Source organism: Streptomyces sp. NPDC104367 (assembly GCF_055583825.1).
This window is the reverse complement of the sequence record NZ_JBVJND010000032.1, coordinates 63,902-79,817: the sequence shown is the minus strand read 5'-3', so window position 1 is coordinate 79,817 and position 15,916 is coordinate 63,902. Positions and strand designations below refer to the sequence as shown.

Below are 15,916 nucleotides of genomic sequence, written 5' to 3'. Positions count from 1 at the left end.
GGGGGCGACGGTGGCGCGGCTGCCGGTGGGTGGGGGGCTCGCGTCCGCGTGGCGGAGCCGCACATCGGCGCAGCCCCGCTCCCCTTCGGGGGGTGCTGGTACCTCCGTTCCTCAGAAGGGCAGGGGTCTTGCGTGGACCACGTCCAGGCGGGAGACCGCTCTGGTCAGGACCACGTACAGGCGGTGCAGGCCGCGTTCCTCCGCCTCCGCCACCGCCGCCGGTTCGACGGCGATCACGTGGTCGTACTCCAGTCCCTTGACCATGCTCGCCGGGACGACCGCGACCCTCGCGCCGAGTTCGTCCGGGCCGGCCGGGGCGAGACCGGCGGCGGTGAGGGCGGCACGCACCCCGCTCACCTGCGCGTCGGCGGCCACCACCCCCACCGAGCCCTCCCTGGCCAGGGCCTCGCGCACCGCGGTGACGGTCACGGCGTGGACGTCCCGCGCGGGCCGGACGGTCAGCTCGCCGTCCGTGCGGTAGGACTTCGCCGCAGGCACGTCCGTGCCCAGGCGCCCCAGCAGGCGGTTCGTGAGGTCGACGACCGCCGCCGGGACGCGGAAGCCGGTGGTGAGCGGGACGACGACGGCGTCCGGCTTGCCGAGGTGGCGCAGCACGGTGTCCCAGCTCCGCGCCGACCAGGGCGTGGTGGCCTGGGCCAGGTCGCCGAGGACGGTCAGCGAACCGAAGACGGCGCGGCGGGCGATCGCGCGGCACTCCATGGGCGACAGGTCCTGGGCCTCGTCGACGACGACATGGCCGTAGCCCTCGGGGTGTTCGACGAGCCCGGCGAGTTCGTCGAGGAGCACGAGGTCGGCGGGTGACCAGCGGGCGGACCTGTGGGACCGCGGCGGCCGGGTCCAGCGCAGCTCCCGCTGTTCGGCGGGGGTGAGCAGGCCGTCGGCCGCCCGTGCCAGCGTCTGCGCGTCCGTGAGGAGTCCGGCCAGCACCTCCTCCGGGCGGACCTTGGGCCACACGGTGTCGAGGTAGGCGCTCATCGCCCGCGACCGTTCCAGGCGCCGGGTCCAGGCGCCCGGCTGCGGCCCCGCCCGCCGTTCCGCCTGCATCTGTACGGCCCGCATCGCCCGCCCCCGCACCCGCTCGCGTCCGACGGCGTACGGCGGTTCCTCCTCCCGAACCGCCGCGACGATCGCCGCCAGCGGGCCGGCCGGCACCCGCCAGGTGTAGGTGCCGTCGGAGAGCGAGAGGGGGGCGACGGCGTCGGTGGTGACGTGGGAGTAGAGGGCGCGGCGCAGGACTTCGGCCATCCGGAGGTCGTGCTTGAGCGCGGCGGTGCGGTCGGGGTCGGTGCCGGTGGCCGGGTGCCGGCCGATCTCCTCCGGGAGGGTCGCCTGCCGTACGCCGGTCTCGCCCAGGGCGGGCAGGACCTCGGAGATGTAGGAGAGGAAGGTGCGGTTGGGGCCGAGGACGAGGAGGCCGGAGCGGCGGATGCGCCGGGGGTGGGTGTAGAGGAGGTAGGCGGCGCGGTGCAGGCCGACGGCGGTCTTGCCGGTGCCGGGGGCGCCCTGGACGCAGACGGAGTCGGCGAGGGCCGCGCGCACCAGGTCGTCCTGGTCGGGCTGGATGGTGGCGGCGATGTCGCGCATGGGGCCGACGCGGGGGCGTTCGATCTCGCGGGTGAGCAGGGTCCCGGTGCCGGACTCGCCCCGGCCTAGGCGCTCGTCCTCCATCCCGGTGAGGTCGGCGGAGTCCCCGCGGCTGCCGGGGGCCCAGCCGAACCGGCGGCGGACCGCGACGCCCTGGGGGTCGTCGGGGCCGGCCTGGTAGAAGGCGCGGGAGACGGGGGCGCGCCAGTCGACGACGAGGGGCGGGGCGGTCGGCTCCTCGCTGATCCGCAGCCGCCCGATGCGGTAGCTCTGCCCGGCGTGCTCTCCCCGCGCCCCGAACTCCAGCTTGCCGAAGAACAGCGGGCCCTCGGGCAGCTCGCGCATCTCCTTGGCGCGGCTGCGCAGCCGGTGGCCGAGCACTTCGGCGTCGGCGCCGGAGGCGGAGACGTCCTCACCGGTGACGACGTGCTCGACGGCGTCCTCGACCATCCGGGCGAGGGCGGCCCGGCAGGTGTCGTGGTAGGCGCGTTCGAGGTCGAGTTCCCGCTGCATGGGGACAGCGTAGACGAGAAACAGTGACCCGGTTACATTTTTTACCGTGGTTCAGTCGTTGTCCGCCAACGCCCGCTCCAGGCGCCCGAACGCCCGCTCCGCCGCCCGCACCGCGTCCGCCCGCACCTCCTCGACCCGCTCCCCCGCCGCGATCCGCCGCCAGTTCTCCCGCGCGAGGATCCGCTGTACGGCGATGATCTGGCCGGCGGCCAGCCGGGCGTCCGGGGTGCCGCCGAGGGCCTCGGCGAGCGCGGCCTCCGACCGCTCCTGGTAGGCGTGCTGGCGGGCGACGAGGGTGGCGGTGCTGTTGAGGAGGGTGTGGAAGGCGAGCACCTGGGGGTGGTCGTTGAGGCCGGTGACCGGGTCGTTGCGTTCGAGTCCGGCGAGGAAGTGCGCGCGCAGCACGCCGACCGGCGAGTCGGCGCCGGCGACCAGCCGCGCGGCCTCCGTCTCGTGGTCGGCGATCCGGTGCAGGACCAGGTCCTCCTTGGCGGGGAAGTACCGGAACAGCGTCGGCTTGGAGATGCCGGCCGCGGCGGCCACCTCGGCGACCGACACCGCGTCGAACCCCTTCGCCAGGAACAGCCGCACGGCGATGTCCGACACGTCCTCGTACATCCGCCGCTTCTTGCGCTCACGCAGGCCCGTCTCACCCATGGGTCGAGCCTACGCAGGGGCGGCCGGGCCGAGGACGCCCGCCGCCGGCGCGGACGCCTCGCCACGCCTTCCTGGAACGACACGTGCAGCTCGACGCCGGGCGCGGACCGCCACCGCCCTTGTCCCTGTCCCCGGCCCTAGGCCAGGGCGCGCGCGAGATAGGGCTTCGCGGCGGCGCGGGCGGGCAGGCCCAGGGCGGCTTTGGCCGCCGCCAGCGTCATGGCGTACGAGTCCACGGCACGGCGGACGTTGGGCGCGTCCAGGTCGGCTCCGGCGATCAGCCGGTCCAGGTCCACGTAGGCGGAGCGGACGATCTCGATCCACCGGTAGACCCGCCAGTCGCGCTGCCAGTCGCGGGTGAAACGGTCGTTCAGCCCCCGCTCCCAGCGCCTGAACATCCGGTCGCGGATCTCCGGCCGGGTCGGCGTCAGATGCATGTGCCGCACCAGGTCGTGCAGCGGATCGCCGACCAGCGCCATCTCCCAGTCGATGATGGTCAGCGCGAGACCGTCGTCGCGGCGGACCAGGTTCCAGGGGTTGAGGTCGCCGTGCAGCAGGGCCGGGGCCCGGTGGCTGACGCGGTGCCGCGCGAGGATCTCACGGAGACGGCCGGCGTCGGGGAGGCCCAGGAAGCGGGCCAGTTGCCGCGACTCCATGGGGAGCTTGCCGACCAGGGCGACGAGTTGGTCACTGAGCCAGGTGTAGAACGAGAAGCCGTGCTCGTCGGCGGCCGGGTCGAGTTCGGAGTAGTCGACGCGGGTCAGCTGGGTGAGCTGGTCGACCAGGGCATCCGCCTCGTGCGGGCGGAGGCCGTTGACGGGATGGTCGGGGACACGGTCGGTGTCGGCCGGGCCCTCGTAGGTGTGGATGGCGAAGCGCTCGCGGGAGTGGGCGAAGAGATAGTGGGAGTGGTGGCTCTCCCCCAGCGCCAGGACGCGGGGCGCGGCCACAGCGGCGCGGGAGCGTTCGATCGCGCGCAGCACCGCGTGCTCGCTGAGATAGCTTCGCTCGAGGCGCCGGACGTGCGGCACCTTGCGGCGGACGACCACGGGCAGGCCGGTGCCCGGCACCCGAATCACCGAGTTCAGGTGCGCGGTGCCCTTGAACACCTGGCGAGCCGGTGCGGTGCCCTCCAGGAAGAGCGCGGCGCGCACGGCGGAGTGAGGGAAGTCGGGGTGCGTGGGGACCCGCCGGTCCTGTCGCCAGTCGATCACCTCCGCGGTGCGGCCGCGCCGGCCGGCCGCACCGGCCGGCGCCGAGGCGGCCCAGCGGAACAGGACCTGCTCGATCTCCCGCTCGCCCGGCAGCGTGCGCAACCGCAGCGGCTCGGCGCCCGCTTCCAGCGCACGGCGGACGGCCGCCGTCGCCTGCCGCAGATCCTTCTCGTCGAAGGACTCCTCCAGGGACTTCGCGGCCCGCATCACGTCCGGGTAGATGGACTGGGCCCGCTCGAAGCTCACGTAGTGGCGCAGGTCCTTGTGCACCCCGTGGGCCGCGTTGGGCCGCACCGCCCGCATGGCGTCCACCCAGGCCTCGACGACCTCGTCCCACTGGAAGGACGGATACTGCATCCGGACCAGATGGGTCGCGAGGTCGTGCACCGGGTCGCCGAAGGTGGCCAGCTCCCAGTCCACGCACATGAGTGGCGGTCCGCCGGCCGGCGAGGTGATCAGGTTGTCGCGATGCAGATCGGCGTGGAGAAGACCGTACGGACGCCGGGTCAGCGCGGGAACACGGTCGGCGAAGCGCAGCAGGGCGTCCTCGGGGATGCCCAGGGCGGCGAAGAGCCAGCCGAAGGCCGCCCCGTTGGCCTGGCGGATCTGGACGTCCGCCAGGCGTGCCAGTGTCCGCAGGAAACCCTGGCTGTCCGAGTGGTTCCGGGGCCACTGCGGCGGCAACGGCGGCAGTGCCGTACCGCGCACCTGGGTCATCTGGGCGAACAGGCCCGCCAGTTCCTTCACCAGGACGGCGTCGACCGGTTTGCCGTTCGGGCAGACGCTGGAAAGCGGGACGCCTTCCACGAAGCTGTGGATGGTGAAGCGATTCCCCTCGAGGAGGCACTCGGGGACATGGGGCAGCGCGCCCCTGATGGCCCGCAGGATCCGGGCCTCGTTGTCCCAGGTCCGGATCACCACGGAGAGGACATCGGTCCTGCGCACCCGAACGGTCACGGCGGTGCCCGTCTCCCGACCCAGCAGCCGGGCCATCGGCTCCGTCAGGGGGAGAACGTAGTTCTGGTTGTGGAAGCCGCTGCTCGCCAGCCCCCGTTCCGCCGCGTGACCGAGAAACGCCTCGTACTCGTCATCGAGCAGAGGCCTGCCAGTGTCACTCCCGGTGGCAACAGGGGGGACAGACGGTGCACCCACTGGTCGCTCCGGGGGGGTGGTACGCGCGTTGTCGCGTGGATCGGGCAGGGAAACGGTATGGCCAGGTGAGGCACGACACGAGTCGAGGGACGCCGGAGTGACCCTGGCGGGTGAAGGGTCGCCCAGTTGTACGGTCGCCCGTCGGCGCGGTCGTCCGAGGCAGGCCCTTTCGGCCGTCCACTCATACGCACGCGACCGAGCGGTTGCTCAGATGGATCGGGACTCTAGCGCAGCGGAGACCCCTCCGGATCACCGGAACGCTACGGCTGCAAGGCGAGCAGCCTCCACACCGAGTCGAACCACCGGGTCGCGTTGTCGACGAAGACCGAGCCCGCGGAGTCCGGATCCCCGTCCCGGACGTGGTGGGTGAGAGTCGCGCCGAGGCCGAGCACATCCACGGCTTCCACTTCAGTGCCGTCCTCGAGGATCACCGTCCGCGGGATCGGCTCGTAGAAGCCGTGCAGTACCTCCTTGTGGTTGATGACATAGAGCTTGAAGGTCGGCGTGAGTTCGGTGTGGCGAATGGTCAGATCGATCTCCGGCACCAGTTTCTCGGTGCGGAGCTGGTCCAGCGTCGTGCGCAGGGAACCGGTGTGGGCCCGGGTGATGGCGCGCAGGCGCCGCGGCAGTCGCGGATCGTCCATGACTGTCCACATGCTCGGGATCGGTGTGCAGATCGACAACCTCGGTCAACTGGTCTTCTGGGCCGCGAGTCTGCTGATGTCCCTGACCGCCTGGGCCCGCAGGCGGCGACGGCCGGTGCGGCACTCGCCGCCTAGGTCCGCAGCAGCTCCAGCAACGGCTTCAGAGAGCCGACGACACAGCCCGCCCCGGCTTCGGTCAAAAGCTCGGCTTTCCTTCCGTTACGCGCGTAGCCCAGGAAGGGCACACCGGCCCGGTCGGCCGCCTCGAGGTCCGTGGGGGAGTCGCCGATCATCAGGGCCGCGGCGGGGGCGGCGCCCATCGCGCTGAGGGCGCGGTTGAGGCAGTGCGGGTCGGGCTTGAGGCGGTGCAGGTCCTGGGTGCGGCCGTAGATGTGGGGGGCGAAGCAGGGGGTGAGGTCGCGGTCGTCGAGGTAGGCGCGGACCACCCGCGGGGAGTTGTTGGTCGTCACCGCCATGCGCGCGCCGCGGGCCCGCCAGGTCTGGATGAGGACGTCCGCGTACGCCGTCGGCATCGCTGTCGACGTGGCCCGCAGCTCCTCCTTGGTGAGACGTTCCTCCAGCTCCGCGACCAGGTCGCTGCCGGGGTGCCGGCGGTCCACGGCGCGCAGCACGAGGTGCGGGTCGAGGGACTCGCGCTCGGTGTCCGTGACCAGGCCGCGCAGTCCGCGGCTCTCCAGCCACTCCACCAGCTCGTGGGCCACCCCCTCGGCGGAGTGGCCCGCGAACAGACGACAGATCGGCCCGTCGAAGTCCCAGAGCACCACCCGGGCACTTCCGATCAGTTCCGTGAGCTCTTCGGTCGTGTTCTCGCTCTTGGCCGCCACCGGTTCAGTCTGCGTCGCATCAGAAGTCACTAGGAGAGTGTCAGGTCCGTCGTGATGGTTTCCCAGAGGGCGTCGAACCACTTCTGCGATTGCTCCACGAACGCGGCGTCCCGCTGCCCGGCCCGCTTCTCGAAGGAGAAGAGCAGGGACTCGGAACCCACCGCGTCGTACATGTCGAGCGGCCCGGTGTCCGTCTGCTCCTCCCTGCGCATGACCATGTAGTACGCGAACAGTGCCTCCGTGCCGTTGAGCAGGTAGAGCTTGACGGGCGGGGTGAACGGGAGGGCCCGGAAGGTGACATGCACCTCGATGTCGTGGGTGCCCCGCAGTGACTGGAGGTTGTAGCGCAGGACCTGCCCCTGAGCGTTGCGCATGTCCAGCCAGCGGCGGTGCACCGTGTCGCCGTCGCCCTCGACCGGGACCGGGAAGGCGAGGTTGATGTCGCGGCTCGGAAGGAGGATCCGGACGTCGATGCGCTCCGGGCGGATCCGGCCCTCGTGGATCATCCGCAGGGGTTCGCCGAGTGCCGGGATCAGGCTCTGGGCGGTCAGGCAGGCGGCGTCGATGCGCACGTGCGGGGAGGTGAAGGCCTCGGCGAGGCGGGGGCCGAGGCCGACCATCGTCGGCTGCGGCTCCTCGTGGGACGGCGCGGGCGCCTCGGCGATGCGCGGCGGGCTGCCCCGGCTGACGCTGCTGAGCAGACCGTCGTCCTGGAGCGCCCGCAGGGCCTGCCGTACGGCACCCCGCTCGACGCCGAACTCCTCGGCCAGCTCGGCCTGGGTGGGCAGGCGGTCGCCCACCTTGAGGTCGCCCGTGCGGATGCGCTCCCGCAGGGTGTCGGCGATCTCCCTAGGTGTACTGCCGGCGTTCACTGCCACGTTCTCCTGAGTCACGACCAAACGCTACAACTCTGGGCCATCTGGTGGGAGTTGCTTGAAGATTGGTTATAAGTAGTTACCAACTGGGGACAACATAATCAAAGTTGGTTGCCAACTCGGTTGAGTTGGTGGAAGCTTTGCTTCCCGACGATGGGGGAACCACCATGCCCGCCCTCGCTCTTCTCTCCGCCGTGTTCGTCGTCGGCTTCGAACAGCTCGTCCAGTGGAAGTACGGTGCCACTGGCATTATCGGTCTGACACTGCTCACCGTAGGCGTCAAGGCCAAGAGTCCCGCGGTCAGTTCCGCCGGCGCCGTCCTGCTGGCCGTGCTGCTCACCGGTCCCGCCCTCTAGCCTGGCGGCGCCTTACCGGGTCAGGACGGCCGCGACGTCAGCCGCAGGTCCGAACTGATGGTGTCCCACAGGGCGTCGAACCACAGCGTGGACTGTTCCACGAACGTGGTGTCCCGCAGCCCCGCGCCCTGCTCGAACGCGAAGAGCATCGACCTCGTGCCCTCGGCGTCGTACATCTCCAGGTGCTCGTGGTCGATCTCACGCTCCTCCCGCTTGAGCGTGTAGTACGCGAGCAGCGCCTCCACCCCGTTGAGCAGGTACAGCTTCACCGGTGGCGTGAACGGCAGCGCGCGGAAGGTGACATGGACGTCGATGCCGTGCGTGGCGCGCAGCGCCTGGAGGTTGTGGCGCAGCACCTGGCCCTGGGCGTTGCGCTGGGCCAGCCAGCGGTTGTGCACCACGCCCTCGGCGGAGGTGCCGGTGTCCACCGCGGCCGGGAACGCGAGGTCGATGTTCCGGCTCGGCAGCATCACCCGGACGTCGATCTTGGCCGGTTCCAGCCGCCCCGCGTGGATGAGCCGCAGCGGCTCGCCGAGCGCCAGGTTGAGGGAGACCGAGGTCAGGCAGAGCGCGTCGATCCGCACGTGCGGGGAGGCGAAGGCCGCCTCTATCCGGGGCGCGAGCGCCACCGTGGTGGGCTGCGGAGGCGCCTCCGGGCCGACCGCGAACCGCACCGGGCCCGGATCAGGGGCCACCGTCGCGGGGGCGCCCTTCGACACGTTGGTGAGCAGGTGCTCCGACTGGAGGATGCGCAGCGCCTGCCGTACGGCACCCCGCTCGACGCCGAACTCGTCGGCCAGCTTGGCCTGGGTGGGCATGCGCTGGCCCGGCCGCAGCACCCCGGACCTGATCCGGGTGCGCAGCTCGTCGGCCACCTCGCGATGTGACGCCTGAGGCCGCTGTGACCTCTTCCGCCCATTGACGGAGGCGTGTTCGGGGTCCACGGACAAACAGTACAACTTCCCGCCATCTTTCGGCAGTTCACGGGAAGGTGGTTATGAGTCGCTTCCAAGCGGAGATAAGTACAGTGGAGTTGGTCGCCAACTCTTGCAACATGGTCAAACTTCCTCGGCGGTTGGCCGATCGGGTTCCCTTCCGGAGGGGAGCCGGGAGCCCGGACAACCAGGGCGGCCGTCGAGGCGCACGACCAGCGCACGCACAGCGGCACAGCCACAACTGAACACCGCCAACTGAACACGGACGCAGACCCGCACAGCCACAACTGAACAGCTCGCTACGGATCAGCACCATCGGCAACTGTCAGCACCGTCACCACCGTCGGCCGAGCCGGCTCAGGCACCGCCGCCGGAAGGAAGGGGGCCGTCTCAGAAGACGTCCGGGCACCAAGGCCGCCCGGACGCGCGCAGCAGGGCGTCGGCCTCCCGGACGGCGCCCCCTCGCGCTTCCCGGACCCGCCCGAGCGCGTGCAACCGCGTCACGGACTGGTCCCCGAGCCAGACGCTCGCCAACTCGGCGATGTCGAGCGCGAGTTCCGGGGCTTCGGTGGTCGGGGTGCAGGACGCGCCTTCGGGGGAGGCGTCCAGCCGGAACCGGCCGCCGGCCAGCCCCTGCCGGTCCGCCACCTCCAGCACCAGCGACCCCGCCGTCTCGTACGTCCGCGCCTCCAGGGCCCGTACGACGTCCAGGATCCGCACCCACAGCCAGTCCGCCTGGGTGGCGATCCGCGCGGCGCGCGGGTCGGGCAGGTAGTGCGGCAGCAGGTCGTCCGGCGACCGCCAGCCGCTCTTCACCCTGGTGATCCAGTCGATCGAGCACAGGTAGTGCCACAGCGCGCGCTCGGCCGCCGGGGTGGTGGCCAGCAGCCAGTTCACGTCGGCCGTGTTGTGCGGCTGCTTGTCGTGCCAGTTGTCGTCCGACTCGTACGACACGATGCCCTCGACCTCGCCGGCCGCGGTGCGGTACACGGCGTAGAAGGGCTCGGTCCAGTCGGGGTCGAAGCGGACCGCCCCGGTGTGCGTCTGCCACCACAGCCCGTTCCGGCTGACCGCGCCGGGCGTGCCGCGGCGGACGCGTTCGTGCAGGTCGGGGCCGATCTTGCGGATGTCGTCGGCGTCGACGAGGTCGATCCGGGCGCCGTCGTCCGGGCGGGACCAGCGGGGGTCCAGGCCGGTGCGCGGGACCTCGACGGTCCACTCCGTCAGCGAGGTCGCCGGACCGAAGCCGTAGCGGCCGTAGATCGGGTACTCCGCGGCGATCAGGGTCGCGACGACGTCCCCGCGGTCCTTCGCCGCGGCGAGGTCCTGGCTCATCATGCGGGTGAGCAGGCCGCGGCGGCGGTGGGTGGGGGTGACCGTGACGTTGGAGATCGCGTCGGCGGGCACGGCGGCGCCGCCGACGGCGGTGAGTTCCTGGTCGAAGGAGCGGAACGTGGCGACGCAGCGGGGACCGTCGAAGGCGCCGAGGAGCCGGCCCGGCACGAACTGGCTGCGGCGGGCGGCGATCTGGTCGGGGGTGAGCGCGGGCCGGCGGAGGAAACCGGTGGCGAGGGCCCGCAGCCAGTCCTCGAACTCGGATTCGGTTATGGGGCGGACTTCGACGGAGTCGGTCATAGCAGCACGGTAGGTGGTGCGTACGGGGGGTGCCGAATCAATTTCGGGTGCGGGCGGACGGGGCTCCCCACGCGGTGCCCCGCGCCCCCGAAGGGGCCCGGCCTCAGGTCAGCAGGTCGTCCACCTGGACCTCGCCCTCCCGGTAGCGCCGCGCGATCTCGCCGCTCGAATCGTCCGCCGTCCGCTGGAGGCGCTGGCGGCGCCCCGACACCTCCTGCTCGTAGCGGACCAGGCGGCCCATCGCCGCCGTCAGCTCCGGGTCCGTGCGGGCCTGGAGGTCGGAGAGCTCGACCTCGGCCAGCATGTCGGCGGCCAGGCGGCCGTACTCCTCGTTGTGCGGGGTGCCCAGGGTGACGTGGCGGGCCGAGGAGCGGTGGCGGGCCGGGGCGTCGGTGAGGATCTCCGGGAGGCGGTCGACGACCGAGGCCGCGCCCGTCGGGGAGCGGCGGGCCAGTTCCGCGCGCAGGATGTCGATCCGGCCCTGGAGCAGCCGTCGTACGTAGCTGAGGTCGGCCTCGTCGCGCTGGGCGTCCCGGCGCAGCACGCGCAGCTCGGGCAGGCTCAGCCGGGTCAGGTCGTGCTCGGGCTGCTCGGCGGGCAGCGGGATGCCCTCGGCGCGCTGTGCGGGCGGCCGGTGCAGTCCCTGTGGGCTGGTCTGCGTCTCCAGTCGCCCGGTGCTCGGTGTGCTCATACGCCTCTACCGTCCCCTCGACCGGCGTGTGCAAGCATCGTGCCACCCCAAGTGCCCGCAATGTGACCGAGTGCCCCCGAACGGCCCTAGTCGGGAGGTCAAGGATCCAAAATGGGCCCGCCGCGGCGGCCGTCGGGGCACCGGGCATGATGGTGCGCATGCGAGCGGTGGTACAGCGGGTGGACGGCGCCGATGTCGTCGTGGACGGCGAGACGGTGGGCGCGATCGAGGGCGAGGGACTGTGCGTCCTCGTCGGCGTGACGCATGCGGACACCAAGGAGAAGGCGGCCCAACTGGCCAGGAAACTCTGGTCGATCCGGATGCTGACCGACGAGCGGTCGTGCAGCGACGTCGACGCGCCGCTGCTCGTGATCAGCCAGTTCACGCTGTACGGCGACGCGCGCAAGGGGCGCCGGCCGACCTGGAACGCGGCGGCGCCGGGCGAGGTGGCCGAGCCGCTGGTCGAGGAGGTCGTCGCTCAGCTGCGGTCGCTGGGGGCCACCGTGGCGACCGGCCGGTTCGGGGCGCAGATGCGGGTGTCGCTGACGAACGACGGGCCGTTCACCGTTCTGCTGGAGATGTGAGCAGCGCGCGGCAGTCGCGGGCGACGGCCGCCATGCCGAGTTCCTCCGCCGTGCCGAGCGCGGTCCTGGCCAGGTCGTGGGCGGCGGTCCGCGCGGTCGGGGAGTCGGTGCGCAGCCGGGCGCGGGCCTCGTCGAGCCGCAGCCGGGCCATCTGCGCCGGGGAGCGGCGGACCAGCCGGGCGGCCCGGACGGTGTGCGCGAGCGCGGTCTCCGGTTCGCCGGCGACCAGGGCGAGCAGGGCGCTGAAGCGGGCGGCCGGGCCGAGCAGCACGGTGGGCCAGCCGGCCAGCACCAGCTCGTCGCCGTGCGCGTCGAGCAGGGCGCGCAACGGCGTCACGTACGCGGCGAGTTCGCTCCGGCGGTCCGCGCGCTCGGCGAGGTCGGCGCAGGCCTGGGCGAGCAGCGCGGCCGTGGGCAGGGCCCAGCCGCTGGGCGGGAACCGGGTGAACCCGTCGGCGTCGGCGGCGAACGCCCGTATCTGGTCCACCGCCTGCTCGTACCGCCCGGTCTCGCACAGGGCCAGGGCCAGACCCGCCCGCCACACCGGGAAGTAGCCGCGGCGCTGGACGCCGGCCATCCGCGGGGAGTCGAACAGCTCGGCCAGCCGGCCCTGTTCGTAGCGCAGCCAGTACTCCTGGCCGAGGACGGTCTGGCTGAGGGTGTCGGCGGGCATCGACAGCCGTGTCTCCATGCCGGCCGCGACCTTCCCGGCCTCCCCGAGGATCCACTCCCCCGCGGCGTCGAACTCCCCGCGCCACAGGCTCATCAGGGCGTCCAGGGTGCGCTGCTGCCAGTAGGCGAGCCGGTTGCGGTGCCGCGCTGCGTACTCCCGCAGCAGGCTGAGGGTGGCCTCGGCGGCGGGCACCCGGCCGGTGCGCAGCTGGTCGATGACGAGGGCCGTCAGCCCCTCGCCCTGGAAGCAGGCGGAGTGGGAGCGGACGGCGGTGTCGCGCAGCTCGGTGGAGAGGGCGAGCAGGTTGCGGGCGGGCTCGAAGTCGTACAGCGCCCAGCGGGTCTCGGTGAGCACCTCGCAGCGGGTCTCGTCGCTGATGCCCCCGGCGCCCGCCGTGAACGGCCGGCGCCCGTGTTCCCGCAGCTCGGCGAGGGTCTGGCGGGCCAGCCGGGCGCCGGTGCGGGGTTCGGCGCCGGTGAGCGCGGTGTCGTCGCCGATGGCCATGGCGAGCTTCTTGGCGCGGTGGGCGCTGAGCCGCAGCCGCAGCTCCACGGACCGGGTGTCCTCGCGGTCCGCCAGCGCGGCCAGGCAGGCGTCGACGCGGAAGAGCAGGTCGCGGTCGACCTGCCCGGGGTCGGACCAGCGGCGGGCCAGGCGGACGACGGCGTGCGCGCGGGCCCGCGGGTCGCCGCCGGCGGCCTCGTAGGCGGCCTGGTAGTGCTGTCCCGCCTCGTACATCTCACCGAGCAGGTGGCGGGTGTCGCCGCGGCGGATGTGCTGGTCGAAGTCGGCGCCGTAGCCGCTGGGCCGGGCGGGCGAGGCGAGGGCGGACGGGGCCGGGGTCCGCGGGGGCGCGTCGGGGCCGGGTGGGGTCACGGACCGCTCCGGGCGGCCGGGTCTCTCCCGGGGTTCGGTGCCGGGCGGGAGCAGGGCGAGGAGGGCGCCGTCGGCGCGCAGGGCGGTGTCGCAGCGCTCGGCCAGTAATCGGCCCGGGGGCCGCAGGCCGTTCTCCACTCTGCTGAGGTAGCTCTTGCTGTAGTGGACCAGCGTCGCCAGCTCGCCGAGGGACAGCTCCGCGGCCTCCCTGCGGACGCGCAGCGCCTCGGCGAACTCTTCCTGCGGTGTCACGGCGGCCTCCCCGGGCACGCCGCTGGCCGGGTCGAACACCTGCGCACCGTGTCCAAGAGGTCGCTGCCCGTTGCCAATTATGAAGTGGCAACGCCCCGCCCCGCAGCGCGCTTGCCGAATCCACGGCACCCGGCCCGTCAGGGCTCGACGATCACTTCCTGGGCCGCGGCCGTGCCGCCCGCCACCAGGCGGGCGTCCACCGGGACGTTGCGCTTCACCAACGCCAGCGCCACCGGGCCGAGTTCGTAGTGCCGTACGGACGTCGTCACGAAGCCGATCCTCCGGCCGTCCTCGCCCTCGTCCGCGACCCGGAGCTCGGTCCCGGCCGGCGGCAGGTGCACCTCGCTGCCGTCCAGGTGGAGGAAGACCAGGCGGCGGGGCGGCTTGCCGAGGTTCTGCACCCGGGCGACGGTCTCCTGGCCCCGGTAGCAGCCCTTCTGGAGGTGCACCGCCGTACCGATCCAGCCCAGTTCGTGCGGGATGGTGCGGTGGTCGGTCTCGAAGCCGAGCCGCGGCCGGTGGTGCTCGACGCGCAGCGCCTCGTAGGCGAGGATCCCGGCGGCCGGGCCCGTCTTCTCCGCGTACGCCTCCAGGCCGGCCCGGGGCAGGAAGAGGTCACGGCCGTACGCCGTCTCGCGGACGACGGCTTCCGCCGGGACCTCCGCGATGGAGCCGGCCGGCAGGTGCACGACGGCGAAGTCGGCGGTGCGGTCGGCGACTTCCACCCGGTAGAAGAACTTCATCGACTCCAGGTAGGCGATCAGCGCCTCCTGGGTGCCGGGCTCGACATGGGCCCAGACCGTCGTGCCGTCGTCGACCAGGTACAGCGCGTGCTCGATGTGGCCGTTCGCGGAGAGGATCAGCGCCTCGGCCGCCTCGCCGACGGGCAGTTCGCTGACGTGCTGGGTGAGGAGCAGGTGCAGCCAGGCGAGGCGGTCCTCGCCGGTGACGGTGACGACTCCCCGGTGGGAGAGGTCGACGAAACCGGCGCCGTCGGCCAGGGCGCGCTGCTCGCGGAACAGGTCGCCGTAGTGCGCGGCGACGTCTTCGTCCACGCCCTCGGCGGCTACGGCGCCGGGCAGGGACAGCAGAGGGCTCTTCATACGGATAAGCCTACGACTCGGTAATTGAACTCTGGACGGTTGCCGCCTTGGCTCTCTTCAGCGTGCAGTCCTCGCAACGCCCGAAGATCGCGAAGTGTTTCATGTCCGTCTCGAAGCCGAACTCCCGCCGCAGCTTGGCGGTGAAGTCCGCGGCCACCGTCACGTCCGCCTCGATCACGTTCTCGCAGTCGCGGCAGACCAGGTGGATGTGGTGGTGCCGGTCGGCGAGGTGGTACGTCGGCGCGCCGTGCCCGAGATGGGCGTGGCTGACCAGCCCCAGCTCCTCCAGGAGCTCCAGGGTCCGGTAGACCGTCGAGATGTTGACCCCCGACGCGGTCTTCCTCACTTCGCCGAGGATGTCGTCGGGGGTCGCGTGCTCAAGAGTCTCCACGGCTTCGAGCACGAGTTGCCGCTGCGGCGTCAGCCGGTAGCCGCGCTGCCTGAGGTCGCTCTTCCAGTCGGTGCTCACCACACCGAAAGTCTAGAACCACTTCCGAAGTTCGGGACTACTTGAAGAACGCGATGCCGTCGTCCGGCATGTCGTCGGGCAGGGCCTTCGCCCAGCGCTCGACGTCCTCCGGGGTGACGACCTTCTTCAGGTGGGCGGACATGTACGGGCGCAGCTCGACCTCGGGGGTCTGCTTCTCCCCCACCCACATGAGGTCGCTCTTGACGTAGCCGTACAGTCGCTTGCCGCCGCTGTAGGGCGCGGAGGCGGCGGTGCGGGCCACGGCGTCCGTGACCAGGTCGATCTGCGGCTTCTGGTCGGCCATCTCGCCGTACCAGATCTCGATGACGCCGTCGTCGCGGGTCATCGTGACCTCGACCCTGCGGTTGCCGTCGATGCGCCAGAAGCCGTGCTCCGTCTCCAGCGGGCGGACCTTGTTCCCGTCGGTGTCCAGCACCCAGGTCCGGGACTGGTACTCCAGGAAGTCCCGTCCGTCGTGGCTGAAGGTGACCTCCTGTCCGAAGTTGCACTTCTCCGAGCCCGGGAAGTCGTGGACGCCCGCACCGGCCCAGTCGCCCAGCAGGAAGGCGAGCGGGACGAGGTCCTTGTGCAGGTCGGACGGAATCTCGATCATGGCGGCGGTTTCCTAGACGGTTCCTGGACGGGGGTGGTTCAGCGCTGGCCCTGGTACAGCTTCTTCACGGTCAGCCCGGCGAAGGCGATGACGCCGACGCAGACCAGGACCAGCAGGGTTTCGAAGAAGAGTTCCACGAGTGCTCCTTGAGCGAGGGTGGGCGTGCACGTACACAGAGCCGGGCCCCAGCTTACGCGGCCGGGGCCCGGGACTCCTGGCGAGGT

The 15,916-nt window shown here is 72.0% G+C and carries 15 protein-coding genes; 2 read left to right on the top strand and 13 right to left on the bottom strand.

Annotation, left to right across the window (positions count from 1 at the left end; translation table 11 throughout):
* Window positions 1-111: 111 nt before the first annotated feature.
* The 6 genes from ACZ619_RS36005 to ACZ619_RS35980 form a co-directional block, all read right to left on the bottom strand.
* The gene (locus tag ACZ619_RS36005; RefSeq protein ID WP_469608230.1) at window positions 112-2,118 is read right to left on the bottom strand and encodes a HelD family protein; all 2,007 of its coding nucleotides are present in this window, start codon (window positions 2,116-2,118) and stop codon (window positions 112-114) included.
* A 51-nt stretch (window positions 2,119-2,169) separates the two neighbouring features.
* Complete coding sequence (locus ACZ619_RS36000) at window positions 2,170-2,775, bottom strand: TetR family transcriptional regulator (RefSeq protein WP_469608228.1); 606 nt, start codon at window positions 2,773-2,775, stop codon at window positions 2,170-2,172.
* A 137-nt stretch (window positions 2,776-2,912) separates the two neighbouring features.
* Window positions 2,913-5,141 (bottom strand): phosphotransferase family protein, encoded by a 2,229-nt coding sequence (locus tag ACZ619_RS35995; protein WP_469608226.1) that lies wholly within the window; start codon window positions 5,139-5,141, stop codon window positions 2,913-2,915.
* 260 nt (window positions 5,142-5,401) lie between these two features.
* On the bottom strand, window positions 5,402-5,785 hold the full coding sequence (locus ACZ619_RS35990) for a hypothetical protein (RefSeq protein WP_469608224.1): 384 nt from the start codon (window positions 5,783-5,785) through the stop codon (window positions 5,402-5,404).
* Window positions 5,786-5,916: 131 nt separating this feature from the next.
* On the bottom strand, window positions 5,917-6,630 hold the full coding sequence (locus ACZ619_RS35985) for an HAD family hydrolase (RefSeq protein ID WP_469608221.1): 714 nt from the start codon (window positions 6,628-6,630) through the stop codon (window positions 5,917-5,919).
* A gap of 29 nt (window positions 6,631-6,659) precedes the next feature.
* A complete protein-coding gene (locus ACZ619_RS35980) occupies window positions 6,660-7,529 on the bottom strand; it encodes a FadR/GntR family transcriptional regulator (RefSeq protein ID WP_469608219.1) in 870 nt (289 codons plus the stop codon).
* A 143-nt stretch (window positions 7,530-7,672) separates the two neighbouring features.
* Here ACZ619_RS35980 and ACZ619_RS35975 point away from each other — a divergent pair, with 143 nt between their 5' ends.
* Entirely contained in the window at window positions 7,673-7,861 is a 189-nt protein-coding gene (locus ACZ619_RS35975; protein ID WP_469608217.1) for a hypothetical protein, read from the top strand.
* Window positions 7,862-7,881: 20 nt separating this feature from the next.
* Here ACZ619_RS35975 and ACZ619_RS35970 read toward each other — a convergent pair whose 3' ends face one another.
* From ACZ619_RS35970 to ACZ619_RS35960, 3 genes are all read right to left on the bottom strand, one after another.
* Complete coding sequence (locus tag ACZ619_RS35970) at window positions 7,882-8,811, bottom strand: winged helix-turn-helix domain-containing protein (RefSeq protein ID WP_469608215.1); 930 nt, start codon at window positions 8,809-8,811, stop codon at window positions 7,882-7,884.
* 375 nt (window positions 8,812-9,186) lie between these two features.
* Window positions 9,187-10,431 carry a GNAT family N-acetyltransferase gene (locus tag ACZ619_RS35965; RefSeq protein ID WP_469608212.1) on the bottom strand — a complete coding sequence of 415 codons (1,245 nt, stop codon included), beginning with the start codon at window positions 10,429-10,431 and terminating at the stop codon, window positions 9,187-9,189.
* 103 nt (window positions 10,432-10,534) lie between these two features.
* Window positions 10,535-11,122: an RsiG family protein gene (locus ACZ619_RS35960; protein WP_469608209.1), complete on the bottom strand. Its 588-nt coding sequence runs from the start codon at window positions 11,120-11,122 to the stop codon at window positions 10,535-10,537.
* Between the two features lie 158 nt (window positions 11,123-11,280).
* On the opposite strand from ACZ619_RS35960, the gene dtd reads away from it, so the two are divergent.
* Window positions 11,281-11,706: a D-aminoacyl-tRNA deacylase gene (dtd, locus tag ACZ619_RS35955; protein WP_469608206.1), complete on the top strand. Its 426-nt coding sequence runs from the start codon at window positions 11,281-11,283 to the stop codon at window positions 11,704-11,706.
* Here dtd and ACZ619_RS35950 read toward each other — a convergent pair.
* From ACZ619_RS35950 to ACZ619_RS35935, 4 genes are all read right to left on the bottom strand, one after another.
* The gene (locus ACZ619_RS35950; protein ID WP_469608203.1) at window positions 11,684-13,507 is read right to left on the bottom strand and encodes a helix-turn-helix domain-containing protein; all 1,824 of its coding nucleotides are present in this window, start codon (window positions 13,505-13,507) and stop codon (window positions 11,684-11,686) included. The genes dtd and ACZ619_RS35950 overlap by 23 nt on opposite strands.
* A 137-nt stretch (window positions 13,508-13,644) precedes the next feature.
* Window positions 13,645-14,610, bottom strand: a complete 966-nt coding sequence (gene ygfZ, locus ACZ619_RS35945; protein WP_469608201.1) for a CAF17-like 4Fe-4S cluster assembly/insertion protein YgfZ — start codon at window positions 14,608-14,610, stop codon at window positions 13,645-13,647.
* A gap of 10 nt (window positions 14,611-14,620) precedes the next feature.
* A complete protein-coding gene (locus tag ACZ619_RS35940) occupies window positions 14,621-15,082 on the bottom strand; it encodes a Fur family transcriptional regulator (protein WP_469608199.1) in 462 nt (153 codons plus the stop codon).
* 34 nt (window positions 15,083-15,116) lie between these two features.
* Window positions 15,117-15,692 carry a heme-binding beta-barrel domain-containing protein gene (locus ACZ619_RS35935; RefSeq protein ID WP_469608197.1) on the bottom strand — a complete coding sequence of 192 codons (576 nt, stop codon included), beginning with the start codon at window positions 15,690-15,692 and terminating at the stop codon, window positions 15,117-15,119.
* Window positions 15,693-15,916 lie beyond the last annotated feature (224 nt).

Bases quoted from the DNA above. Each gene is read 5' to 3' on its own strand.
- ACZ619_RS36005 (WP_469608230.1), bottom strand. From the start codon at position 2,118: ATGCAGCGGGAACTCGACCTCGAACGCGCCTACCACGACACCTGCCGG.
- ACZ619_RS36000 (WP_469608228.1), bottom strand. From the start codon at position 2,775: ATGGGTGAGACGGGCCTGCGTGAGCGCAAGAAGCGGCGGATGTACGAG.
- ACZ619_RS35990 (WP_469608224.1), bottom strand. From the start codon at position 5,785: ATGGACGATCCGCGACTGCCGCGGCGCCTGCGCGCCATCACCCGGGCC.
- ACZ619_RS35975 (WP_469608217.1), top strand. From the start codon at position 7,673: ATGCCCGCCCTCGCTCTTCTCTCCGCCGTGTTCGTCGTCGGCTTCGAA.
- ACZ619_RS35965 (WP_469608212.1), bottom strand. From the start codon at position 10,431: ATGACCGACTCCGTCGAAGTCCGCCCCATAACCGAATCCGAGTTCGAG.
- ACZ619_RS35960 (WP_469608209.1), bottom strand. From the start codon at position 11,122: ATGAGCACACCGAGCACCGGGCGACTGGAGACGCAGACCAGCCCACAG.
- dtd (WP_469608206.1), top strand. From the start codon at position 11,281: ATGCGAGCGGTGGTACAGCGGGTGGACGGCGCCGATGTCGTCGTGGAC.
- ygfZ (WP_469608201.1), bottom strand. From the start codon at position 14,610: ATGAAGAGCCCTCTGCTGTCCCTGCCCGGCGCCGTAGCCGCCGAGGGC.
- ACZ619_RS35935 (WP_469608197.1), bottom strand. From the start codon at position 15,692: ATGATCGAGATTCCGTCCGACCTGCACAAGGACCTCGTCCCGCTCGCC.